The 23327-nt window shown below is 60.5% G+C and carries 25 protein-coding genes and 2 pseudogenes; 9 read left to right on the top strand and 18 right to left on the bottom strand.

Annotation, left to right across the window (positions count from 1 at the left end; all coding sequences use genetic code 11):
- Nucleotides 1-12: 12 nt before the first annotated feature.
- From K663_RS02635 to K663_RS02620, 4 genes are all read left to right on the top strand, one after another.
- Nucleotides 13-309, top strand: coding sequence for a hypothetical protein (locus tag K663_RS02635; protein ID WP_062113692.1), 297 nt, complete (start codon nt 13-15; stop codon nt 307-309).
- Nucleotides 310-396: 87 nt separating this feature from the next.
- Nucleotides 397-819 (top strand): DUF350 domain-containing protein, encoded by a 423-nt coding sequence (locus K663_RS02630; RefSeq protein WP_062113690.1) that lies wholly within the window; start codon nt 397-399, stop codon nt 817-819.
- Nucleotides 820-823: 4 nt separating this feature from the next.
- A complete protein-coding gene (locus tag K663_RS02625) occupies nt 824-1678 on the top strand; it encodes a S1 family peptidase (protein ID WP_062113686.1) in 855 nt (284 codons plus the stop codon).
- Between the two features lie 32 nt (nt 1679-1710).
- A complete protein-coding gene (locus tag K663_RS02620) occupies nt 1711-1986 on the top strand; it encodes a DUF3297 family protein (protein ID WP_062113684.1) in 276 nt (91 codons plus the stop codon).
- Between the two features lie 78 nt (nt 1987-2064).
- On the opposite strand, the gene K663_RS02615 is transcribed toward K663_RS02620, so the two are convergent.
- From K663_RS02615 to K663_RS02600, 4 genes are all read right to left on the bottom strand, one after another.
- Nucleotides 2065-2790, bottom strand: a complete 726-nt coding sequence (locus tag K663_RS02615) for a CHAP domain-containing protein (RefSeq protein WP_062113682.1) — start codon at nt 2788-2790, stop codon at nt 2065-2067.
- An 80-nt stretch (nt 2791-2870) separates the two neighbouring features.
- Nucleotides 2871-3404, bottom strand: coding sequence for a CHAP domain-containing protein (locus K663_RS02610; RefSeq protein WP_062113680.1), 534 nt, complete (start codon nt 3402-3404; stop codon nt 2871-2873).
- Nucleotides 3405-3511: 107 nt separating this feature from the next.
- Nucleotides 3512-4582 carry a DNA replication/repair protein RecF gene (gene recF / locus K663_RS02605; protein ID WP_062113677.1) on the bottom strand — a complete coding sequence of 357 codons (1071 nt, stop codon included), beginning with the start codon at nt 4580-4582 and terminating at the stop codon, nt 3512-3514.
- Between the two features lie 40 nt (nt 4583-4622).
- Complete coding sequence (locus K663_RS02600; protein WP_062113675.1) at nt 4623-5195, bottom strand: hypothetical protein; 573 nt, start codon at nt 5193-5195, stop codon at nt 4623-4625.
- Between the two features lie 36 nt (nt 5196-5231).
- Between K663_RS02600 and K663_RS02595 the strand changes: the two genes are divergently transcribed.
- Nucleotides 5232-5768 (top strand): peroxiredoxin, encoded by a 537-nt coding sequence (locus K663_RS02595; RefSeq protein ID WP_145902215.1) that lies wholly within the window; start codon nt 5232-5234, stop codon nt 5766-5768.
- Between the two features lie 4 nt (nt 5769-5772).
- Here the strand turns inward: K663_RS02595 and K663_RS02590 are convergent, their stop codons facing one another.
- The 10 genes and pseudogenes from K663_RS02590 to K663_RS02545 form a co-directional block, all read right to left on the bottom strand.
- Nucleotides 5773-6687: a dienelactone hydrolase family protein gene (locus tag K663_RS02590; RefSeq protein ID WP_062113673.1), complete on the bottom strand. Its 915-nt coding sequence runs from the start codon at nt 6685-6687 to the stop codon at nt 5773-5775.
- A 63-nt stretch (nt 6688-6750) separates the two neighbouring features.
- A complete protein-coding gene (locus tag K663_RS02585; RefSeq protein WP_062113671.1) occupies nt 6751-7137 on the bottom strand; it encodes a gamma-glutamylcyclotransferase family protein in 387 nt (128 codons plus the stop codon).
- 305 nt (nt 7138-7442) lie between these two features.
- Nucleotides 7443-8186, bottom strand: coding sequence for a DUF72 domain-containing protein (locus K663_RS02580; protein WP_062113668.1), 744 nt, complete (start codon nt 8184-8186; stop codon nt 7443-7445).
- A gap of 37 nt (nt 8187-8223) precedes the next feature.
- Complete coding sequence (locus K663_RS02575) at nt 8224-8829, bottom strand: peptidylprolyl isomerase (protein ID WP_235589554.1); 606 nt, start codon at nt 8827-8829, stop codon at nt 8224-8226.
- 285 nt (nt 8830-9114) lie between these two features.
- Nucleotides 9115-9249: pseudogene (locus K663_RS02570) on the bottom strand (IS5/IS1182 family transposase); the annotation flags it as partial.
- A gap of 197 nt (nt 9250-9446) precedes the next feature.
- Nucleotides 9447-10160 carry a hypothetical protein gene (locus K663_RS02565; protein ID WP_062113661.1) on the bottom strand — a complete coding sequence of 238 codons (714 nt, stop codon included), beginning with the start codon at nt 10158-10160 and terminating at the stop codon, nt 9447-9449.
- Nucleotides 10161-10191: 31 nt separating this feature from the next.
- A complete protein-coding gene (locus tag K663_RS02560) occupies nt 10192-11634 on the bottom strand; it encodes an alpha/beta hydrolase domain-containing protein (RefSeq protein ID WP_062113658.1) in 1443 nt (480 codons plus the stop codon).
- A 148-nt stretch (nt 11635-11782) separates the two neighbouring features.
- Nucleotides 11783-12466, bottom strand: coding sequence for a glutathione S-transferase family protein (locus K663_RS02555; protein WP_158511143.1), 684 nt, complete (start codon nt 12464-12466; stop codon nt 11783-11785).
- A 238-nt stretch (nt 12467-12704) separates the two neighbouring features.
- On the bottom strand, nt 12705-15038 hold the full coding sequence (locus tag K663_RS02550) for a TonB-dependent receptor (RefSeq protein WP_062113653.1): 2334 nt from the start codon (nt 15036-15038) through the stop codon (nt 12705-12707).
- Nucleotides 15039-15275: 237 nt separating this feature from the next.
- Nucleotides 15276-15713: a hypothetical protein gene (locus K663_RS02545; protein ID WP_062113651.1), complete on the bottom strand. Its 438-nt coding sequence runs from the start codon at nt 15711-15713 to the stop codon at nt 15276-15278.
- Between the two features lie 128 nt (nt 15714-15841).
- Between K663_RS02545 and K663_RS02540 the strand changes: the two genes are divergently transcribed.
- Nucleotides 15842-16435 carry a TetR/AcrR family transcriptional regulator gene (locus K663_RS02540; RefSeq protein WP_062113649.1) on the top strand — a complete coding sequence of 198 codons (594 nt, stop codon included), beginning with the start codon at nt 15842-15844 and terminating at the stop codon, nt 16433-16435.
- A 3-nt stretch (nt 16436-16438) separates the two neighbouring features.
- On the opposite strand, the gene K663_RS02535 is transcribed toward K663_RS02540, so the two are convergent.
- A complete protein-coding gene (locus K663_RS02535) occupies nt 16439-17125 on the bottom strand; it encodes a glutathione S-transferase family protein (RefSeq protein WP_145902213.1) in 687 nt (228 codons plus the stop codon).
- A 224-nt stretch (nt 17126-17349) separates the two neighbouring features.
- Between K663_RS02535 and K663_RS02530 the strand changes: the two genes are divergently transcribed.
- The 3 genes and pseudogenes from K663_RS02530 (at nt 17350) to K663_RS02525 (ending at nt 19671) form a co-directional block, all read left to right on the top strand.
- Complete coding sequence (locus tag K663_RS02530; protein WP_062113645.1) at nt 17350-18570, top strand: amidohydrolase family protein; 1221 nt, start codon at nt 17350-17352, stop codon at nt 18568-18570.
- A gap of 90 nt (nt 18571-18660) precedes the next feature.
- Nucleotides 18661-18844, top strand: a pseudogene (locus K663_RS25210) (IS6 family transposase); the annotation flags it as partial.
- A 95-nt stretch (nt 18845-18939) separates the two neighbouring features.
- Nucleotides 18940-19671 carry a TetR/AcrR family transcriptional regulator gene (locus K663_RS02525; RefSeq protein ID WP_062113643.1) on the top strand — a complete coding sequence of 244 codons (732 nt, stop codon included), beginning with the start codon at nt 18940-18942 and terminating at the stop codon, nt 19669-19671.
- A gap of 125 nt (nt 19672-19796) precedes the next feature.
- Here the strand turns inward: K663_RS02525 and K663_RS02520 are convergent, their stop codons facing one another.
- From K663_RS02520 to K663_RS02510, 3 genes are read right to left on the bottom strand one after another with little or no spacing between them, the layout of a single operon-like run.
- Complete coding sequence (locus K663_RS02520; protein ID WP_063619024.1) at nt 19797-20594, bottom strand: SDR family NAD(P)-dependent oxidoreductase; 798 nt, start codon at nt 20592-20594, stop codon at nt 19797-19799.
- Between the two features lie 23 nt (nt 20595-20617).
- Nucleotides 20618-21127 carry a nuclear transport factor 2 family protein gene (locus K663_RS02515; RefSeq protein ID WP_062113639.1) on the bottom strand — a complete coding sequence of 170 codons (510 nt, stop codon included), beginning with the start codon at nt 21125-21127 and terminating at the stop codon, nt 20618-20620.
- Between the two features lie 33 nt (nt 21128-21160).
- A complete protein-coding gene (locus K663_RS02510; RefSeq protein ID WP_062113637.1) occupies nt 21161-23326 on the bottom strand; it encodes a TonB-dependent receptor in 2166 nt (721 codons plus the stop codon).
- Nucleotide 23327: the final 1 nt, after the last annotated feature.

The following is a 23327-nucleotide window of genomic DNA, read 5'->3' as shown; positions in this document are numbered from 1 at the left end:
AGGAGAGAGAATATGAACATCTTTATGAAGGGCGCGGCGGCGGTCGGGCTGACGATCGCCGCGCTTGGCGCGACGGCTGCTCCGGCGCAGGCTCAATATCGGGGCGGTCATTATGGCTATGGCGACCGCGACTGGCGCGGCGGCGACCGCCACTGGGATCGGCGTGACGGCCGCCATTGGCGCGGGGAATATCGCCGCCACTGGCGCGATGGGCGACGCAATCATTATCGCTATCGCCAGCGCTGCTGGACCGAATGGCGCTATGATTATTACCGTGACCGCGACGTCAGGGTACGCATCTGCCGTTAAATATAACTGTGTGAATCAGAGATAGAAACAAGGCCGCAACCTTATCCCGGATTGAAGCCGGGGGCAGGTTGCGGCATCGTGGCGGACATGACCGATCCCATGCCCGTTATCCAGAGCCTGCTTTCGGGCCTCCCCGTCTTCCTGCTCCATCTTGCCTGCGCGACGCTCGTCTGGCTGGCGGCATTGGCGCTTTATATGTGGATTACCCCGCATGACGAATTCGCCCTGATCCGCGCGGGAAACGAAGCGGCGGCGATATCGCTGGGCGGCGCGGCGATCGGCCTCGCCATACCGCTGGCGCTGTGCCTCGCCGGATCGGTGAATGTCTGGGACGTCATGATCTGGGGCAGCGTCACGCTGGTGCTACAACTCATCGCCTTTCGCTTCGTCGATTTCCTGCTCGGCTCGCTATCCACCCGGATCGAGGCGAACGAGCGGGCGGCCGCCATCTTCCTCGCTATGATGAAGGCCGCGATCGCATGCCTGACGGCTGCGGCCGTGGCGGGCTAAAGCCATGGCGCGGCGGAGCCTTGGCTGCCTGCCGCTGATGCTGGGCGGCATATTGGCGCTGGCCTGGATCGGTGAGGTCACGCGCCCGACGCCCTTGCAGGTCGAAGTCTATGATCCCCGCTCCCCCCGCCGCCCCATGCCGCAATGGAGCGACGAGGCCTTTGTAATCCAGGACCGGCTCGACGGCCCCGCCGACAGCATGGGCACGGCGTTTGCCATCGATCGGGACGGCGTCTGGCTGACGGCTGAACATGTGACGCAGGGCTGCGCCCGCATCGGCATTGACGAAGGCGGGATCGTCCGACCGGTGTCCCATGTGGTGGCAAGCCGTGAGGCCGACGCCGCACTCGTGCGCGATGGCATGCCGAGCGGCCATGCGCTGCCCCTGTCGGACCGCATGCCGCCACCGGGATCAACCGGATTCCATATGGGCTTCCCCTCGGGCCGACCCACCCTTGTCGTATCCGAACTGATCGGCGCGGCCAGCGCGCGGCGTGGTCGAACCGAAGAAACGCAGCCCGTACTCGCCTGGGCTGAGGTGGGCCGCCTGCCCGAAAGCGACGACATCCTCTCCGGCATCAGCGGCGGCCCCGTCTTTGCCGAGGACGGCCATGTCGTCGGCGTCAACAGCGCGGCGACGGACAGGCGCGGCCGCATCCTTACCACCGCGCCTGACGCCATGATCCGGCTGGTACAGGCCAGCCGCGCGGTCAATGACCGGCCGGTCGCCTACCCCTTCGCGGGCCTTGCCGATGCAGAGGTGCGCTTTGCCTCATGGCTGGAACAGGGCGTGATCCGCCGCATCTTCTGCGATGTGGACGACGCGCCCCGGTTGACGGCAACGACTCCAAAGCGCTAGGCGGCGCGAAACGAAGGACCTTTGGAACAGCCATGAGCGACACGCCTCCCGACCGCCTCTCCACCAATCCGCGCAGCGCCTTTTTCGACATGGACGTGCTGCAACGGGGAATCGGCATCCGCTTCAAGGACCGGGTCCGCAAGGATGTGGAGGAATATTGCATCTCGGAAGGCTGGATTCGCGTCGCCGCTGGCAAGACCCGCGACCGCAACGGTCAGCCGCTGACGATCAAGCTGTCCGGCCCGGTTGAAGCCTGGTTCGAGCGCCCGGCCGAGGGCGAGGAAGAAAAGCCCGCCGACGCGGAATAAGCTGGCCCGCTCCGCTTCATCCGTTCGTGTCAGGCGAACGGACGGAGTTCAGGTCAGGGTCCGCAAATCGCAGGGCCATCAGCGCAGCCGGGCGTCCCGCTTCACATCCGCGATAATGTCCCGCAGCGACCGTCCCGAAGGCGCTGCGTCAGCAAATTGAATGGCGCGCATATCGGTTTCCAGCCGTGGCTCGCGCAATGCCTTGCGCAAGGAGCGGCCAAGACCGGCGAGGCGTTCGGCCCCCTCCCCTTCCTCAACAACCTTGGCTGGCTTGGCCTGTTCCCAGATCGTGGGATCCGCCTTCGCAAAGCGCACACTTTCGCCCAGCGCCGGATCGGGTTCGAACGGCCGCAGCTGCGCCTTGCCGGGATAGATGAAACCGAAAGTCGGATTGGTCCGGGCGCCCATCTGGCCGGTCGGGCTGTGCCACACGCGCACCGCACTCCAGTCGCCCGTGTCCGACACGTCGATCGCCAGCACATCTTCCTCGATTGCGCCGGGCACCGACCAGTTGGCATGGCGAATCAGCACGCGCCGGTCGTCCAGCACCTTGCTGACCACGGCGACATGGCCCAGCGTCATCGGTCCAAAGGGACGGAATGCCATCACTGCCCCGCGCCGAGGCAGGTGGCCGCGCGCATAGCTATCCTGCGCCTGGTCCCACCAGGTCAGCGCGTCGCCCCGGATATTCACGCCGGACACGATCCGTGCATAGGGTACGCATTGCAGAGCGGTCGCGCCGGATACCGGCGTGGCGATCAGCCCCGCCAACAGCCAGACGGCTCCGCGAACATATCGAAACATTATATGCGACCTCAAATCTTTTGAGCATCGCCCCACCGCCGATCACATTAGGCGGCGGCCGTTATAAACTGGTTAAAATGTCAGAAAGCAGCGTGCGCCGCACCAGAGCCCGCAGGCGCGCGACCGGCCATCGCGATCTGGATCGGGGCCTGCTCGCTCGGCTGCACCGGATAGATGAAGCCGTTGGCCGGATTGGACCGCAGGCCAAGGCCGCCGATGGGACCATACCATACGCGGACATCGGTCCAGTCATTGTTCGGCGACACGTCAATGGCGCGGACATTGCGCTCGATCCCGCCACGATAGGACCAGTTGGCATGGGTCAGCAGCACTTCGCGCTCGCTGACGACCTTGCTGACCATGGCGACATGACCGACGGGCATCGACCGGCTCGCCGCGAACGCCAGCACAGCGCCTTCACGCGGCTCATGGCCCCGCGCATAGCGACCCTCGGCCTGGTTCCACCAGGTATGGGCATTGCCATAGATCTCGATGCCGGAAACCTGACGGGCATAGGGCACGCACTGCAGCGTACCGGCAGCGGCAGGGGTCACGATCAGTGCGCCGAGCGCAAGCGTGGCAGTCGCGATAAATGCGCGAAAAGCACCGATCATGTGTGAAACGACCCCCGACTTCTTCTTAATTTTCAACCCTGTGATGCTCTTGTGCAGAGCCATGACGAGTTGAGAAGCGTCGAGCGATGAACGGTTGTTCAGGTACGTTAATCTGCGGAACGAAACAATCGACCCGATGTTACGGTAAATCGCGTGGCATGACCCAAGTCATTGAAAAGGCTTGATTCAGTTCCCGTCATCCAGACCTGACCGCCCGTTTCCGTTAACCTTTCAAACAACGCAGCCCGTCGCGACGGGTCGAGATGAGCGGCCACTTCGTCGAGCAGAAGCACCGGCGGCTGGCCGCGATGTGCGGCGACCAACGCTGCATGGGCAAGCAGGATCGACAGGAGCAGCGCCTTCTGCTCGCCCGTTGAACAGAGCGCAGCCGCTTGCCCCTTGGCAGCATGGGTGACAGCCAGATCCTGCCGGTGCGGTCCGGACAATGTGCGTCCCGCTGCCGCATCGCGCCGCCGCTCCCGCGCCAAGCGTGGGCCGAGCGGCCCCTCGCCCCCATCTTCTCCCTCGATCGCCACCAAGGGCCGGGCAAAGGGTTCGTCCGGCTGTCCCGCAAGCTGCTGCCCCAGCCGCGCGACCAGATCGCCCCGCGCGGCGGAAATCGCGGCGGCATGCTCGTCCATCTGCGCTTCCAGCGCCGTCAACCAGGCCGGGTCCGCGCTTTGGAGATCGTTCAGCAACCGGTTGCGTGCGCGCATCGCGGCTTCATAGCGGGCGCTGTGCACGGCATGCCCCGGATGCAACGCCAGCGTCAGCCGGTCAAGGAAGCGCCGCCGCCCGCCCGGACTGTCCATGAACAGCCGGTCCATCGCCGGGGTCAGCCACATGATCGCCAGATGATCGGCCAGCGCATTCGCTGAAGAGGACACGCCGCCGATCCGCACCTGCCGCCGGTCGGGCGCCTGGGGCGATGTGCCGGTGCCCAGCACCACGCCATCCACCTCCGCCGCGATGCCGAAGCTGCCGGCCCCGCCCTGTCGCGCCATGTCACGCAGCGCAGCGCCCCGCAGGCCGCGACCGGGAGCCAGCATCGACACAGCCTCCAATATATTGGTCTTGCCCGCCCCATTTTCGCCGGTCAGCACGATGAAGGCGTGATCGGGCAGGATCAGCGCGTCCGCATGATTGCGGAAATCGCTTAAGGTCAGGCGGCCGATCATCGCCCCGCTCTAGCGGCGCGAAGCCGAAACGGAAAGCGGTTCAGCAGCGCTTGCGTGTCACAGCCGCGCCGTCATTGGTGATGACCAGTTCCCGGCCGTTCGCTGACGGGCGCAGGTCCAGCCTCTTGGTCCAGCTTTGGCCTTCGCCCGTAAAGGCCGCATCGACGCGTACCCGGCCATCGGCGCCCGTCGTCACGCCCTCTACCGTTCCTACGCTTTCATGAAAGACGAGGCTTTCGGGCGTCACTTTCAGCTCCAGCTCGGCAGACCGGTCGCCGCAACGATCGTTAAGCCCGGTCCAGTTCCCCTGCAACGCGGCGGGAATCGTCGTGGCCGCGGATGGCTTGGGCACATCGGCGTTGTTCGCGGACGTCGATTCCGTCCCATTGTCCGGCGCCAGCCTCTCATCCTGGGCAGGCATTTCATTGCTGACGTCATAGGATGGCTGTTCATCGACGATATTGGCCGACAGGCCCCGATTGCCCTCATCCTTCTCGCCACAGGCAGCGAGCAACAGCAGAGGCATGGCGAAAAGCAGGCGCATCCGTAATGAACCGGCCAGCCGCCCTAGGGTTCCGGCATCAGGCTTGCCAGCCACCTTACTTGTGGCCATCACTGGCTGCACAGCCCCTGACGATGGAGACGACCGATGTTGAAGAGCGCGAAGATCGCCCTTGGCCTTGCCGCAGCCGCCTTGGGAAGCACCGGGGCGATGGCGGCGCTTGCGATCGGGGCCAAGGCGCCCGATTTCACGACGCGCGGCGCGCTGGCGGGCAAGCCCTTTACCCTGACGCTCTCGCACCAGTTGAAGCGCGGGCCGGTCGTCCTCTATTTCTTCCCCAAGGCGTTCACGCCCGGCTGTTCCGCCGAAGCGCGCGAATTCGCCACCCATATCGACGACTTCAAGAAGGCGGGAGCCACCGTCATCGGCATGTCGGCGGACCCGGTGGACGACCTTGTCTCCTTCTCGACCAAGGAATGCGCGGGCAAGTTCGCCGTCGCATCGGCAGGGCCAGGCATCATATCGGGCTATGATGTCGCGCTTAAGATGCGGCCGGGCATGACCGACCGTACATCCTATGTCATCGCGCCCAATGGCCGCATCGTCTTCGTCCACAGCGAAATGAACTATGCCGATCATGTGAAGAGCACCCTGGCCGCCGTACAGTCGATGAAGGCAAACTAGTACCCTAACTCACGCCCTTCACATAGCGGCCGAACCAGTCGAGCGTCGCGGTCCAGGCAGCCTTCGCCGCGGCTTCATTATAGCTGGGCCGGTAATCCGCCATGAACCCATGGTCGGCATCGGGATAAAGTGTGATCTTGCTCGGCGGCGACTTGGCCGCCTGCTTGAGCGCCGCGCGCATCGCATCGACATCGGCAACCGGAATGCCCTTGTCCAGCCCGCCATATTGCCCCAGCACCGGAGCCTTGAGCGCCTTCACCTGCTCGATCGCGCTCAGTGGTTGCAGCGCCGTCTTGTCGCTCACCAGCCGGCCGTAAAAGGCGACGCCCGCATCCAGTTGCGCGCTGTGCGCGGCATAAAGCCACACGATCCGCCCGCCCCAGCAAAATCCGGTGATCCCGCGACGCGTTGCATCGCCGCCATGGCTTCCCGCCCAGTCATAGGTCGAATCGATGTCCGCCATCACCTGCGCATCGGGCGCCTTGGACACGATGCTGCTCACCAGCTGCTTGATGTCGGCGATCTTCGTCGCATCGCCATGGCGGGCGAACAGGTCCGGCGCGACCGCATAATAGCCCGCCCGCGCGAAACGGCGGCACATGTCCCGGATCCACTCATGGACGCCGAATATCTCATGCACGACGATGATGATCGAGCTGTCCTTCGCCCCCTTCGGCCGAGCGACATAAGCGGGCAAGGCAAAGCCGTCGCTGGCCTTGATCGACACCGTCTCTTCGTCCAGCCCTTCGCCAGAGGTCTGCACCGCGCTGCTCGACACCGGGCGACATGCCGCCGCGAAGCCAGCCGCAAAAGCGCCGCTCATCAGCAGCTTGCGCCGGTTCAGGCCCGTGCTGTCGATCCAGTTGCAATCCTCTGGCAGGCGTTCCAGCTTGGCTGGCCCTTGCGTTTCATTGCTCATCGCTTGTCTCTCCGCATTCCCCGCCTGCGGCAGCCTATCGGCTCGCGCGTCGAGCGCAAGGATTCAGCCGAGGAAGTCTCCGCCCGCGATCCGCTTCAGCGCCGCGACATCGCGCGCGTAAACATAGGCCCACGCCTCAACGCCGCCCTCCGCCGTCTGCACCCGCACCCGCTCGCGCCGATATTCGTGCGGAGCCGGGAAATGGGCCGCGCATTCCTCATATTCATCCAGCGTGGTGAGGATCGCAGTGGCGTCAGGCAGGTGGAAAAGATCTCCAACGACCAATCCATCCGCCTGTGGAACAAAGGCCGGATAATAATCGACTCGATATAATGCGCCGCGTGCCCTGGCTGCACCCACGGGCCGCGCCACCGAGGCAAGCCAGGCGGCCCTCTCCCCGCCAAATCCGGGGCGGAGCGTTCCATAAACGAAAAGCAGATCGCTGGTCATATGGCGACCTTCAATAATAATAAAAAAGCCGCCCTGACAATGCCGGGCGGCCTTTTTTGACTTCCTCATGACGAGGAATAGATAGGGATCTTGTGATCGCTTAGGCGAAGAGCACCGAGTAGAAGGTCAGCATCTGCGCGCCGACCGCTACCATCAGCGCAACGCCCTGGAATGTGTGCCGCATGTTTCGTTTCCTGCAATTTTTGTTATGCGTCGTTTTCGACAAGCGGGCATATGCGCCCGTAACCCAAGTGTCACAATCGCAAAAGGCGCGTTCGCAGTTGCAGCAAATGCAACAGTCCCTGTTACCTCAATGCAACGATCATCGCCTGTGCCGCCGCAGGCGCGCGCACCTTCGCTCCGCTGATGAAGAAGGCGTAGACGTCGCCCTTCCGCGACAAGGTGCGTGCCCTGTCCGCCCAGCCATCAATCTCTTTCGCGCTATAGCCGGTCGCCTCCGACTCCCGCGCGCGCATCAGGCGGGCGTAGGAAAAACCGACATCATGGCCCCGGATCGCCGGATATTCGTCATGATCCGTCAGCACTACCGCCGCCCCGGCATCCCGCGCCATCGCCAGGAAGGTGGGATCATCGAAACTTTCATGCCGCACCTCCAGCGCGTGGCGCAGCGGCAGGCCATCGATGCTGGCGGGCAGCAGTTTCAGGAAGGCGCCGAAATCCTCCGCATCGAACTTTTTGGTCGGCATGAATTGCCACAATATCGGTCCCAGCCTGTCCCCCAGTTCGGCAATCCCCTGGCCGGTGAACTTCGCGATTGATTCGCCCGCCTCCGCCAGGACGCGCCGATTGGTGCAGTAGCGCGACGCCTTGACCGCGAACTGAAAGCCGTCCGGCACCGCCTTGGCCCAATTGGCGAAGCTGGCGGGCTTTTGCGTGCCATAATAGGTGGCGTTGATCTCCGTCGCGGTCAGATGCTCGCCTACATAGGCCAGTTCATCCTTCTGCCGCAGCCCTTCGGGGTAAAAGGTCCCGCGCCACGGCTCGAACGTCCATCCCCCGATGCCAATCCTGATCCGTCCTGCCGCCATGTACCGCCTCCTTCATCCGTAGCCCGACTGGCCGGAATCAGTGGCCCGGCTTGCGCCGCAACCCGATCAGCCAGGGTTTCACCCCCCGCGTCGGCCTCGCCGTCCCGTCCAGCCGCCGCGCACGCCAGATCTCGACCCGCTTCACGATCATCTGCCCACGCATGGCCCCCGATCCGCAACAGGTAGGCATCGCCAGTATACGCTGGACCACATCCATTCCCGCCACCACTTGGCCGAACGCGGCATAGCCGATATAGTCTCCGCGTGCGTCCATATTGGGCGTGGCGCCCGCGGTGATGAAGAAATTGCCCATCGCCGAATCCGGCCGGTTGGGCCGCGCCATCGACAGCGTGGCGTCGAGATGGCGAATGCCCGTCTTGCTGGTCGGCTCATGCGGGATCGGCGGCAATGACCGTCGCGCGTCGGTATCAATCCCGCCCTGGATCAGCCCCAGCTTCGGATTGCTCTTCCGCCGCGCCGCCCGGTAAAAGGTGACGCCGTCGAAGCGCCCGTCATCGACATAGGCCAGGAAATTCGCGGACGTTCGCGGCGCCCGCTTGTTATCGACGGCAACGGTGATCGTCCCCACCGATGTTTCGATCGCGACACGCGTATAGCCCGGCATCGGCCGGTTCGCTGGCATCGCCGATGCAAGTGCGGGGCACAGGCCCAACAACAAGGCGGCCCAGCGCAAGGCGGCGGCACGGATCAATGGGTCGGCCACGTATCGATCAAACATTCAGGTGGCTGGGAAGAAAAGCGTCAAACATGTCATTTGCACGATCTTCCAGCACTAACGCCTTCCATGATCAAGGTTCCTGTCGGGACCACTCGTCGCTAATTTGCCAAGGCTGGACCGGAAAGCGAGGACTGAGCCTGCCTCGACAGGCCAGCGCCCGACAGACCCCGATCACATTAGGGTTCGAACTCACAACCACCAGATGACGGCGGTGGCGAGGGATACGGCGCCCATGAAGTTTTTGAGGTTGCGATCGAAGCGTGTAGCGATGCGGCGGAAGTCCTTGAGGCGGCAGAACATGCGCTCAATGACGTTGCGCTGCTTTCAGACACCGCGAGCCGGATAATCTCAGGCGACGAGTTGAAATAACGGAACGCTCTGGCTGGTTTTCGAGGGGGAGGCATGGCCCCTGCCCTACCCTCGTCGCCTCACCTTTCAATCAGGTGCATTTGCTCTGACAAGGGCAAAAGCAGTCCCGAATCAGAATTTGGGCCGGTTGGGAATCCCTTTTGTCAACAGGCCTAGGGTTTCTCCTTCTTTTCCAACATTTCGTCGATCGCTTTCCCATACTCCGCACCGCCATTTTCAAGGAACCCTCGACCAAAGGCGAGCTTGAACGCATTCTCCATCGCAGCGCTATCATTCCACATTTCATAGTGGGTGATCTTGCCGTCCTCGTTTATCAGCATGATGCCCACTTCCCAGAACGAGAAACGCTGGCCCTGAGCTGTCCCGGAATACATGAGACTGTAATTGACGCCGTTTTCCCAGGGTATGATCCGCAACGTGCCTGGCACCGCCTGCTGGTCTGGGGCATTAACCAGCCACGCAAGCGCTTCTTTCTGGAATGGGTCGGGTTCGCCTGGCTTCCGGTCCTGCAGCGGAAGAGGCATGGCTTGCGGGGCAGCGGGCGGCGGCGAGAAGGAACCCGACAGGATGGTTAGGCCGTCCGCCCAGCAGTCATAGGTTCCAAGTGAATATTTCAGATGCTTCTGCGGCATCTCTGCATATTGCTGGAAATAGAATCGCGCGATGTCGGCATTTCGCTTGATCCTGCCCTGCTTGTCCTTGATCGTGACTCCGCAGCCGGGATTTTTAGTAGTATCGATCACCGGGGCCTTATCAGTAATGCGGATCATTGCAGGTTCTTCGGCACCGGCAGGTGCGGTGCTGATCACGGATAGAGCCGAAGCTGCGGCCAGCAGGGCACTGAGTTTCGTGATATTTCTGTTCATTGTTCAGTCCTTTCCAAACTTACCGTCGCTATCACTCAGCCCAAAAGCTGAACGTCATTGCATTGGCTTCCGAGATGTATTTTCGCGCTTCCTTGGGCAGGATTACTCCTGACTTTTCGGCGGAGATCGCCGCGGCGGTGACCTTTCCGACGTAGTCTGCCTTGGTCGGATAAAGCCGCTTCAGTTCTTCCATGGAAAACGGTGTCGTCCCGCCGCCGAGACCCGCGAGTGCAGGCACGCCCGGAACGTTGCCGACATTGCACGCGATCGGAACCTCAATTTCCGGCGGCCGAACTCCACCGATCGCATTGCCGAGCGGATCGCGCGCAATTGTCGGTATCGTGCCGGGAATGATTTCGATCGGTGACTGATTGGGTGGCGGTGCCCCTCCATTGATCCACTCATGCACGCGTACGAAGGCGGCGTCTGCGACGGGCGACCAGTCGATCTCGCTTGACGCAATACCGGTTTTCTCGCCCGCTTGGGCGATGACGCTTGGTGTGATGCCGTCGCGTTCGAGCATGTGATTCAGCGCGCGGACCATGGGAGCGGGACCGTGCGAGGATCCAGCCACCTCCCAGTAGCGGAACTTGTCGGTATCCGGCTGCCGGTTGCCGTAATAGGCTATGGTTTCGGATTCGGAGTTCACTAGCATCACCGGAATCGAAAGATCGTCGCGGACCCGGGCCTGCGACCGGAGTGAGTTCATCACCTGGGCAATTCGCTCGGGCGTGCTGAAGTCGAAGATGAAATCACCGAAGCCCGACACATTCCCCGCCCCGATCGTCGGCACGATCGCATCAAAGGTGCCGCTGATTGGTTGAACTCCGTTGATGTAGCTAAGTAACTTCGCGGCTGACTGGCTGCCGCCGGTAGCAATCACCTTGCGTACCTCAAGGCCCGCCAGAGGATCGACGTTCTGCTTGCTGCGTCGCGGTCCCACCGCGTGCGCGGCCTGCGTGAAAATGTCGTAGCATAGCGATTCGCTGGACAGGAACAGCGAACCATAGCGATCGGGATCCCATGCCTTCAGACCGATCGGGTTCTTCTCGAACCCATGTATGCCGACATGCTGGTTCGAGACTCCGACATATGCGAAGCCTTCGAATTGTCCCTCGCCGACCAGCGCGATGTCGTGACCACTCGAAACATTCAGCCATTCGACGATCACCGTGCCGTTGAATTTCGCGGGGTCGGCCGGCCTGCGCACCAGGATGCGGGTCTTGTACGGCCCCTTGCCGGCTGCTTCGAGTTTCCACCTTCCGTCCGGCCCCAGTTCTCCGACAGGCCGATAGCTGGTGGCTTCGCCATCGATGAAATATTCTTCTTCGATGTAACCGAAATTCTCGACGCCACCGAAATAGGCACTAAACGGCCAACCGTGCTTTCCGCCCTCTACAGGGCCGGTTACGCGCGCCGCGTCGGCTTTGCCTTTCGCGAACGCGGTACCGACCAAATCGTCGGCCAGGCCCATTGCCAGGCAGGCTCCGGCCCCCAATCTTGCCAGTACGTCACGTCGTCGCATACCTTCCTCCTGTCCCATTATCTGCATTCAAGAGATGCCGCCGCTGCGCAAAGCTACGGCATGGCGTTGAGATAACTCGAGTGGGAGAGCCTATGCGTCACGGGCACGCATACACCGCTGGTGGGTTGGAGAAGGGTATCGGCAGGCCGCAGCCATTGCCGTCCTTGTCGTGTCCCCCCGGCAAGGCTACCTTGATCGCCCGCTGGAACGCCGGCCTGGCTTCGACGCGCTCTACCCAGGCGGCGACGTTCTTGTATCCCGATATGTCGATGCCCGCTGCCGGCCCCGCTGATTTAACCGCGAAATGCATCATGATGTCAGCCGCGGAGAAGTGGCCTCCGCCGAAATACGGATTACGTGAAAGGTAATCCTCGACGAATGCGTAGACTGCGGGAACGCCGACCAGTCCGCTGGGCTTCACCCCGGTCTGATATCCCTTGGGCACATCGGTTATCGGGATATTGGCAACCATCGAAGCGTATCGGGCGGCCCATGCGCGATACATTGCGGTGCCTTCCGCAAAATGCATCCATTGGTAATGATTGCCAAGATCTGCGGAACCATTTGGCGGGACGAGCCGGCCGTTCCCGTATTCGGAGAGCAACAGGTCAAGTATGCCGCCGGATTCTACATAGACGTTGCCCTTGTATTTCACCGTCGGCGCCATCGGCATCAGCGGGCTCATTTCCCGGATCAGTTCCATCGATCCGGCGATGTCCCCGCGTTTGAACACGAGATTGTAGGGTATCTCCAGTTCCTCGGCGAGCCAGATCACGCGCATCGATCGCCGCATTTCGATATGGTAGATGGTAAGATCGGCTTGCTTCACAGCAGCGGGCGCCTGCGCGGCATGGGCCGCTTCGGCGGGAATGCCGGCCATCGGCAAGAGCAGCAAAACGCCTGCTATCCATCCAGACCGTCTCAAACGGAAATGCTCAGGCACCTTTCGTCCCCTTGTTTATGTTGAGCCGACCCCTCGCGCCGCGAACGGAATGGGGGCTGTCGGTTCGGATTACATTTCAGAAGCGGAACGTCGCTTCCGCGCCATAGGTGCGCGGATCCAGATGGGTTCGAAGCGCGTAGCCGAGCTGGCTGCGGGAATCGCTCGCGAAGATCGGCGATCTGTTGTCGGTCACATTCTGGCAGTAGAAACGAAGATCGAGGTCGAGGCCTCCGATCTTCTCGATTGCCAGTGTCGCGTCGATCGTCGAATATCCACCGACGGACTGAAACGCAGGATCGAGGTCATTGTAGGTCGTCGGCAGACTTCCGCGATAATTCAGGTTGCCCGTCGCCACTACAGTGCCCACTCCGGCAAATTCGTGGCTTGCCCGTGCATTCAGACCGGCAGTCTTCTTGGGAATGCCGAGCAGGCGTTTGCCGGCAAATGCCGGTCCAAGGAGCACATCTTCGGCATATTTTCCGTCGGTGAGCGCGTAATAGCCGCCGAGTTCTAGGCCCGGAACCGGAATCAGCGAGAGCTCGACTTCGAAACCCTTGATCTTCGCTTCGCCGACATTGACGATGAAAGTGTTGACCACACCATTATCCAGGATCGAACGTGTCGCCTGAATGTCCTTGTAATTGCCAGTGAAGGCGGCGCCGCTCACGCGATACGGCATTCCGCCGATCCTGCCCTGCGACTTGATTCCTGCCTCGAAATCCGTCAGCGTTTCCGGGTTGAATGAGATCAGGTCTGTCGCCGTCGCTGCGATATTGAAGCTTCCCGATTTATAGCCTCTCCGCGTCGTTACGTAAACGAAGGTCGTTGGCGATGCCTGATATTCGAGATTGACGTTCCAAGTCGGCTTGCTGAAGCTTTGCTTGAGAGTCCGGATGCACGTGAGCGGATCGGTTCCATCCAGAAAGTCGCCGGCATTAGGACCAGTGGCTATAATATTTCGGCAGTTCGTAATGTCTCTCGTTCCGTTGAACGATGCTCCCGAAAATTTGCGCCTGTCCCACGTATACCGGAATCCACCTGTCAATTTCAGTCCCTGGGCCAAGCTTGAAAGGTCGTAGGTGGCTTGGCCGAACAATGCCCGGGATTTGCTGACGATGCGCGTATCGGTGATCGTCTTGCTGACGAAGCCGGGAATTATTCCCGGAGGCACGTTGCCGAATACGAACACGGGCGTATCGGGGGAATTGAATGTCAGGTCGGAATAGAATCCTCCAACCACCCAGTCCAGCTTATCGTTGAACGAGCTGCCACGTATCTGAATCTCTTCGGTGAATTGCTCCGTCATCTCCGGTCGGATGACTTCCAGCAATTGCAATCGAAACGCGTCATAATCGGCATATGTTTTGTTCTTCGTCTTACGATAGCCAAGAATGTTCTTGATACTGATGTTCCCCGACGTCCAGGTCGTGTGATTAGCCAGGCCCCAGACTCTGATTGTGCTTTCCTGGATGGTGGGCTGGGAGACTTTGTCGATGCCCAAAGCCTGCTGCTCTGCGAGTGCATCATTGAACGATATTCCGAGTGCATCGTGCAGGCAGGCGATGAGCGAAGTGGGACAAGATGCCACCGCCTCAACTATGCCGCTCGTGGCGGCTCCCTCGGTCGACGTATATCCATCGGCAACGAAATAATTCTCGATGCTGTCGTTGGGGGTGTAGAGAATCGAGAAGCGTCCGGCCGCGCGATCGAGTTCGTTGAGATCCGTTGCGGAAACATTCTTGATAAGGCCGTCTCGCTTCGTATACCGACCCGCCGCTCTGAAGGCGAGCACGTCGCTGGCGGGAAGATTGACGACGCCGGTGAATTCGCGCGCATTGAAATTGCCCACGCGCGCACTGACCATGCCTTCGGCCTCGAACTTCGGCTTCTGGGGCACCAGCAGTACCACGCCGCCAATGCTGTTCTTGCCGAACAATGTTCCCTGCGGCCCTTTCAGAACCTGGATCGACTGGAGATCGAGAATAGGCGCTCCGCCATACAGTTCCTGAGGCACGTCGGCGACATAGGTGACGACCCCGGGATCGCCCTGGAAAGTCCGCGCGACTCCGCGGATGGTGAAGCTATTGCCGCGTGTCGGATCCTGATTCACCTGCAATGCCGGGACGCGCTGCCCAAGATCGTCCGTCGTGCGAATCTGACGGCGATCAAGGTCGTCGCCGGCGAAGGCATTGATCGTGATCGGAACCGTCAGCTGTCGTTCCTCGACCCGTCGCGCGGTGACAACGATATCGCTAAAGCCCTCAGCCGTCCTGTCCTTTTCATCGCTGGCGCTGGTGGTTGTTGTACGCTGATTGGACGCCGACATATCGGCTTCCTGTGCGGACGCTGCCCCTGAGAACCCGACAATCCCGATCGCGATCAAAGACGCAGAAAGGCCCAACTTCGACATAGCTCCCCCCCGTTATTGCGCATGCCACTGCGCTCTCACATGGACGCGCCCCTCGGGTGGCTCGGGACGTGCGGGACGTCCCATTTCCCTCGTACGCACCATCTTGTTATTCGCGAAAATCTAAGAGAATAAGGAAACCATGTCAATCATGATTGACATTGTGCACATGCGAGGATTCCAAAGGAGACGGTCCGCAATATTTGCTCGCAACCCACCAAGGCGCCCATGCAAGAACGGCTAATCGGTAATGCTGGCAATCTCGTTGTGGAGGTGTGTCAGAAAGGCGCCTACCGCGGGGTCGGAAACCTCTCCGCTCTTGGCCGTTACCGCTTTCTCCATGATGGCGGACAGACGCTCGGATTCCTTGCGCGCCTGATCGGGATCGGTCGGTATTTTCGTGCGCACGACGATCCGCATGGTTTCGTAGTCGGCGCGGACCCATATGTCGGCGTCGCGGCGAAATTCCCTGGAGGTGCGCACTGTCCCGCCCTCGATGATGAGCGTGCTCGCTGGATCGTCGCCGTCGACCTTGAGAGCGCCTGGAGCATCGAGATACTGCTCGCTGAGAATGAAGTTCACTCCAGCCAGGGCGCTACGGTGCGCTTTGGCGACTTCTGCTATAATCTTTTCGACCGCGTCGAACCATTGTTGCGTAAAAAGCTGATAGGTACGCATCGCGTTTCTCCAGACTTGTGCAAATGCATTGACGGTATCCAAATCGGATTGACTGATCTGTTTGATTTTGGGTGCGCGGTTCCAATATCAGCGGCAACTTCGCACTCCGCCAACTGAGGGACTAGTAAATGAATCGAGTAAAGCCGGTTGCGCGCAAGCGCGACTCCGCGGCCACAAAAGCGGCGATATTGCGGGCGGCGCGGGTTCGTTTCGCCAACTTCAGCTATGAGCAGGTGCGGCTGAAGGATATCGCGGCCGATGCCAAATGCGACGTCGCGCTGATCGGACGATATTTCACGTCCAAGGAAAATCTCTATACTCTCGTACTTTGGGAATTGCTGGATCCCGACAATCTCATAGCAGGTGATCGTGCTACGTTCGGCGCCCGGATTGCCCGCTCCATTTTGTCCGAATCTCCGGCGAACATTGATCTCAGCCCGACGCTCGTGGTCGTTCACGGCGCGACGTCCGGCACGACGCAGCCGTTGCTGCAAAAGATGATGCAGGAACGATTCCTCGGCCCGATCGCAGACTGGCTTGGCGGCAAGGATCGTCTGGTCAAGGCGCAACTGGTGGCAATCCTGTGTGGCGGCGCGGTGATCCATCAAAAGGCCGTCCCGCAATTTGCCCAGACGAGCAAACTGAAGAAGGCCTATGAGAGGGCGCTCGCGGACGCGCTTCAGGCTTGTGTCGGCCCGAGCGAGGATACTGGGCACGGGTAACAGCTAGCTTGAACGCGATTTTCTCAGCCGCTCATCGGGAAGCGGTTGCACGATCAATGGCTGATCGGCCGGCATTCCGAATTCATTGACACCCGACGGTGTGCAAGCCTGCGTCGCGCGCTTGAATGCCGGTCGGCTCTCGACCACCTTGCGCCAGCGCCGAATGTGGGAGTAGCTGTCCACGTCGATCGCTACCATCAACCTCGCCAGCGGGACGAACCATTGCATCATGATATCGGCCGTCGTGAATTCGGCGCCTCCAAAGAAGGCGTGATCTTCCAAGTACCGATCCGCAAAGTCGAACACTCCCACTGAACCGACCATCGCGAACGCGGCAATGTCGTCTCCGGAGCGATATCCGACTGGAAGTTCGTCGACGGCGACTCCCTTGTTCATCGCGGTGAAGAAATCCATTCCCAAGCGCGCCATTGCCGTTCCTTCGGCGAAGTGCATCCATTGGGCATGGTAGAGAAAGTCGATGGAGTTGACTGGCGGCACCAGTGCGCCGTTGCCGTATCGGGCGGTGAGTACTTCAAGAATGGCGCCTGATTCGACCATGAAGGTTCCGTCGATGCTCACGACGGGAGCCATGGGCATGTCGGGATAGACTTCCCGGATCGTCGCCATCGAACCCATGATGTCGCCGCGCTTGAAGACAAGTTCGTAGGGCAGTTCCAGTTCTTCGCACAACCATGCCACTCTCGAGGATCGCCGGCCCTCTATGTGGTAGATCACGATCTTCGGCGACACTTCCTCTACGCTCGACTCACCCATCGCTTTCCCTTTCCCGGCTTCGGTTTTTCATCGATTGCCCGCCAAGGGCACAAGATGTCAACCATGATTGACATATTGGCAGCATAGCGGCATTGTCGAGGCGGATTGAGAAACTCAGCCAGGGTCTAAGGAGAGAGATCATGCCGGTTATCGACGTTGACGCGCATTTTCACGAGCCATTCGACTGGATGGACAAGCATTTTCCCAAGTTGGCAGCAAAGCTGCCCGGCTTCGACATGTCGGCACGAATCGGCGATCTGATCGCTGGCGAGTTCATCGCCCAGATACCCAAGGATGCCCGTCCCGATCCGGCTGACGTGATGCCCGAAGTGTTCAAGCAGTTTCTCGACCAGCTCCCCCAAGGCCCGGTCAGCGGCACAGTGCTCGAACGATGCATTGAGGATATGAGCGAGGAGGCCGGGGGACCATTTCGGAAATGCGTACGCGAACCGGGTTCAGTGGATTCGGACGATCGCATCGCGGTCATGGACGACCAGGGGATTGACGTTCAGTTCATCAACCCTTCCTTCGGGCTTATCCCAGCAGATCGGGCGCTGAACGAATTGGGCAGCAAGACGCTCCAGATGGAATGCATCGCTGCTTACAACAGCTGGACATCCGACGTGGTCCACCAGCACCGCGATCGTTTGCTGCCGGTCACCTATGTCGTGCTGGACGACGTTGACTGGGCGCTTGCGGAAATGAAGCGTGCCCGTGCGCTCGGCAGCAGGGCGTTCCACGTCCCTGCGCAGCCAGTTGGCGGTCGGTCCCTCGCGCATCCGGACTTCGAGCCAGTTTGGGCGCTGGCCGAGGATCTTGGAATGGCGCTCATTTTCCATGTCGCCTTCAGCGGCCAGACTACATTGGCCGATGGCTGGGGCAACGCAGGTCCCAATCTGCTGGCGAGCATGATGACCTATCGGTCCCAGCACTTTCAGGTTCCGACCGCCGCTCTCACCGCGTTGATTTTCGGCGGCGTTTTCGAACGGTATCCTCGCCTCGTGGCGATGTCGCAGGAACTGGATACCGATTGGCTTCCCTATTGGCTGAAGACGATCGACAGCATCTGCGAGAAGAATGTCTTCTCGCGGACGAGTCCTTACACCCTGCCCCTCAAGCCATCGGAGTATGTCCAGCGCAACATTTTCGTATCCGGTCTGCCGACGCCGCTGATGCAGCTCCAGCCCGCATTCGATAGCGTTCCAACTGGCATCCTGACCTTCGCCACGGACTATCCGCATCTGGAGGGTGGCCCTATCAGCAATGCGCGTCAGTTCTATGAGGAAGAACTGGCCAACTACAGCGATCACGTCAAAGCCGAATTTTTCGGCAATGCCGTTCAGCGTGCGATGGCGCTGTAGTTTCCGGCGAATGTGCGCTTGCGGATAAGAGCCCTTGTCCGAGCAAATGCACCTGATTGAAAAGTGAGTTGGCGAGGGTAGGGCGCGGGCATGCCATTCCGACGACGAGCGCGGGCGATGCAGCGTTTCAGGCGAATGAAGTCACTGCAAAAATTCGCCTCCCTCCATGCCTCCTTCCACAACCCCTTCAATTCCGAACGTCACCTCGTCGACAGAGAAACATTCAAAGCTCGCCGCTCGGCCGCCCCTGGCCGAGTGGCAAACCCTCGTGGCCTGTGACGTGCTTCTTGACACCCCCGAGGCGAGGACTGACGCCATTGACTATCGACCAAACTTGCTGTCATCTCTCCCGAAAATAGGAGAGGTGCGATGAGCGAAAACCTAGCTCATGAGGCGCATCAGGAAGGCGAACTCGTTTTCGTTCCGGAACAGCCTTTCCTGCCTGACGAGCGAGTCCAGTTGGGTAATGGTCGCTTCGCGGTCCAGATGCGCAAGCGCGCGGAAATTCTCGCAATGACCCGTATGATCTGCAGCGAGAGCGGACTTGCCGGCGTGCACATGCGCGAACTTGCGCGGCGCACGGGTGTGACGCCGCCCACCATCTACAACAACATCGGGCGCCGCGAAGATGTCCTGCACAAAGCCATATTGGAATCGCTCGAGGGAAAGATCAGTCTCGCGGAAAAGTTCTGCGAAGAGGCGAAACTACCTTTTCCCATTGCCTATGCGCGACTTACCTGGGCGACGCTGGAGGAAGACCGGGGATATTACCGGGCAGTCGTCCTTGCGGCGATGGGCGGAGAAGCAGACATCCCCATCGCGCGAGACTGCATCAACCGAATGACGACATCACATCTCGGCAGTCTCGAGCAGCTGTCTGCCAGAGGTCAATTGCGGACCAGCAAATTGTCGATGCATCGCGCCGCCCACATGATGGCGCTCCATAATTCAAGCACCATCAATGATTGGGCGCAGGGCAACCTCGACAGCGAGAGCTTTCGCAGCGAACTTTTGTACGGTGCCGCACTGCCCCTTCTCGCCCTGGCCGCGAAGGATTTCCTGCCGAAAGTCGAGGCTCTCGTGGAAGAACTGGACGGCTAACGCGCCCCGGACGCCACACAGATCGGACCGCACGGAATTTGTCCACGCGGTCAAGACCTGCCAGATATCATGCTCTGTCAGCCTGCCTCAGGCCATCGACGATCTGCCAAACCGATAACCTGAAGTCAGAGCGACGGCTTGGTCCCCTCGGTCACGAACTCGCGGGCCCACTTCGCGGACAGCTGAACCCGTTCGGCTGGAGCCATGCGGTCCATGGCGCCGATCTGCTCTTCAATGGCGGGCTCCACCCAGACAGGCCCATTGCCGATCTGTTCGAGCGCCTGACGCGCGATGTCGGCGGGATCGCTCGCATTGTCCAGCTCACCATAGGCATTCAGCATGGTCGGCGTGGATGCCGGCCCCACGACCGGGCACAGCAGATCGATCCCATACTCCCGAAATTCACCCCACAACCCCTCCGACAGATAGCGGGTGAAGGCTTTGCTTGCCGAATAGAGCGAAAAGCCGGGATTGCCGAAATAGCCCGACATCGATCCCATCAGGATCACCCCGCCGCTGCCGCGAGCGCGCATAAGGGTGGCAAAGTGATGGGTGATGAGCGCCTTGACAGTGAAGTTTCGGTTCATCCTGCCCGTCACGAAATCACGGTCGTGATCCAGGAAATCGCCATAATTGGGCTCCGAGCCGACATTGTAGATCAGCATGCCCACCTCGCGGTCGCCGGTCGCCTCAGCGATTTGATCCACCGCTCCCATGTCGGCCAGGTCGGCGACCAGGGGAACGATCTCAACATCCGGATAAGCTTCGGCAACATCGTCGCGCAGCGCGTCCAGCGTATTCCGGTTACGCGCGATTGGCATGACGTTGATGCCATGCTTGGCCAATTCCCGCACGAACGCCGCCCCGATCCCGTCCGATCCACCCGCCACAACGGCCCACGGCCCGTACTTCTTAACGTCCATATGCTCAGTCTCCAAGTCGCAGGTTAGACAGCGCCGATCGCGCCGAGCAGTGAGTAGGAGGGGTCGGCGGTCGATCGCGTGCCCCAGCCCATCATCGGTTCGTCGATCTTCTGTGTGATCGCGAAATCGTGAATATAATCCCGGTGGGCGAGCGCCAGGCGGCCGTCTCTCCGCGTCCAGCGGTCGAGATAACGACCGCGCCCCGTGGTGAGGGTGTTCTCGTTATCTGTCGCACCAAGCAAAGCGACGGTGACATAGGTTTCCGAATACGCCTCATCGGCACTGACCGGATTGACCAGGATGTTGGAAAGCTGGTGCGAGGTGGCGTCGAGGCCACGATGAAACTCGCATACCCAGTCGACGAATCCGCGCCCCGTACCCTTGAAAAGCGCGCCATAATCGGCGGTGCCATCGTCATGCCATACCGAGTAACCCAGTTCCGCGTCGATCCGGTCCATCGACCGGCAATAGCGGAACAGAACGGTGCGGATTTCATGTTCGATCGCGAGATTGGCCGCGACATCAACGGTCATGGAATTGCCTCCCTTTCCATCCTCTCAAAGGTCCTAAAAATTGAACTCGGCCACAATGGCATAGGTCGAAGGCTCCCCAGCGGACAGATAATCGCCCGCCTCAACCGATCCCCCGTAGATCTGGTATTTGTCGGCCAGAATGTTTCGGCCCCTGAAACCGAGACGCCAGGTATTTCCGGGTGCGTTCCAGAACAACGACGCATTAAGCAGCAGGCTGTCGTCTTCGCGGATCCGGCCAGAAACCTCCCACGGAAATCCACCGCGATAGGACAATCTGGCGTTCAGCGAGAACGAACCCTCGCCGACCGGGATCCTGTAATCAACCCCGATATTGCCGGTAAACTTCGGCGAACGAATAAGCTGGTTGCCTGATGCATCGACGGCGACCACACAATTGCCACCCGATGGCAGCGGGCCGGTTGTAACGCCAGGACAGTAGACACCCGGCGTCGCCGGAACCAGATTTGGCGCATTGTCGAAATCGGAATATTCGGAATGGACATAGGCCGCCCCGCCCGAGACGGTGAAACCGGATAACAGCTCGATCGCGAAATCGCCTTCGATGCCCCAGATATTCGCCGATGCCGCGTTGAGCGTCATCGTCGAAACGTTCTGGATTATGCGGACCTGAAGATCGCGATAATCATAGTAGAACGCAGCCAGATTGAAGCGTGCCGTGGCCGAACTGATTTTGGTTCCGATCTCGTAAGCATCCACGATCTCGGGGTCATAGGACGGCTGGTTGGCAGGAATGATGTTGAAGTTGCCGCTTTTGAACCCGCGATTGTAACTGGCGTAGACCATGGCATCGTCGGTGATGTGATGGTCGTAAACGACGCGCCAGGACGGTTGCTTCCAGGTTTCTTTCTGGCCCGGAAAGACGATCGCTCCGACCGTTCCGACCGTGGTGCGCTCGTCGATCGTGTAGCGCGCGCCTAGTGTCAGGCGACCATTGTTGCCGATCCCGATCCGGTATTCGCCAAACAGCGAATAGGAATTGGTCTCGACATTGGAAACGATGTTGGCGACTGGCGTCAGCGCCGGCCCCGCCAAGACCGACAGGTCGATGTCGGAATCCGCATGGAAGTAATAGAGCCCCGTGATCCAGCTGTTCCCCGACGCGTTGGCCGACGCCAGCCGCAGTTCCTGAGAAATGGTTTTGTTCTTGTAATAGATGTCGGCGACCGCCGCAGGCGTCGCACCGATATCGTTGTCGAAGTAGAAATTGCTGTCATCGACGCGATAGGCGGAGATCGAGGTCAGGTCGACCGATCCGAATTCGTGATCGATCTGTAGCGACACGCCACCGGATTCAGTCGTGCGCTTGAAATCGACATTGTGCGTCACATCATAGAAGTCGCCGGAATAGGTTCCTCCGCCCGTGCTGATGGTGCCGGGCAGGATGGTCCGGTTCAGGCCACGCGCGTCCTCGATATCGGTGTAGTCCCCCGCCAGGGTGAATTTCGTCCGCTCGCCTTGATACTGGATCTTCGAACGGGCCGTGATCTCATTGTTGAAATTGGTGTCGTTGCCGGTCACCAGATTGGTGCCATACCCATCTTCCTGGCGCCGAACATAGCCGGCGAAATCTGCCGCGATCGTTTCGGTGAGCCCGGTCGTGAAATAGCCGTTTACCTCGTAGGTCTCGTAGGCTCCGGCACTCAGGGAGAGCGAGCCCGACGTGTCGAATTCAGGATCGCGCGTAATGATGTGGATCAGGCCGCCCGTGGCGTTGCGTCCGAACAATGTGCCCTGCGGCCCCTTGAGCACCTCGACGCGTTCGACGTTCTTGAGCGCGGCATTGTTCGCCCACATGCTCATCACGTAGACGCCGTCGATATAGGTCGAGACGGGCGATTCCTGCCCGGCAGCCGTGTCGGTCGAGCCCACTCCGCGGATGAAGGGAACAGTGCCGCCGGCCGAGCGGCCGATGGTCAGCGCCGGCACCAATGCGGGCAGGTCAATTACCTCCGAGACACCACTGGCCTGCATGGTTTCAGCGGTAAAAGCCTGGATCGTTATGGGCACGTCCTGCAGTGCTTCCTCGCGCTTTTGGGCGGTGACGATAATGTCGAACCCCCCGCTCCGCACGTTCTCTTCTTCCGCCGCGTCCTGCGCATGTGCAGTTGACGTAAAAACCGGAAGGCACGCAGAAGATAGGAAAAACACCCCCGCCTTCGCAATCAAGTTGCGAGCCATT

The organism is Sphingobium sp. MI1205 (assembly GCF_001563285.1).
Taxonomy (GTDB): Bacteria; Pseudomonadota; Alphaproteobacteria; order Sphingomonadales; family Sphingomonadaceae; genus Sphingobium.
This window is presented reverse-complemented; position numbering and strand designations above follow the sequence as displayed.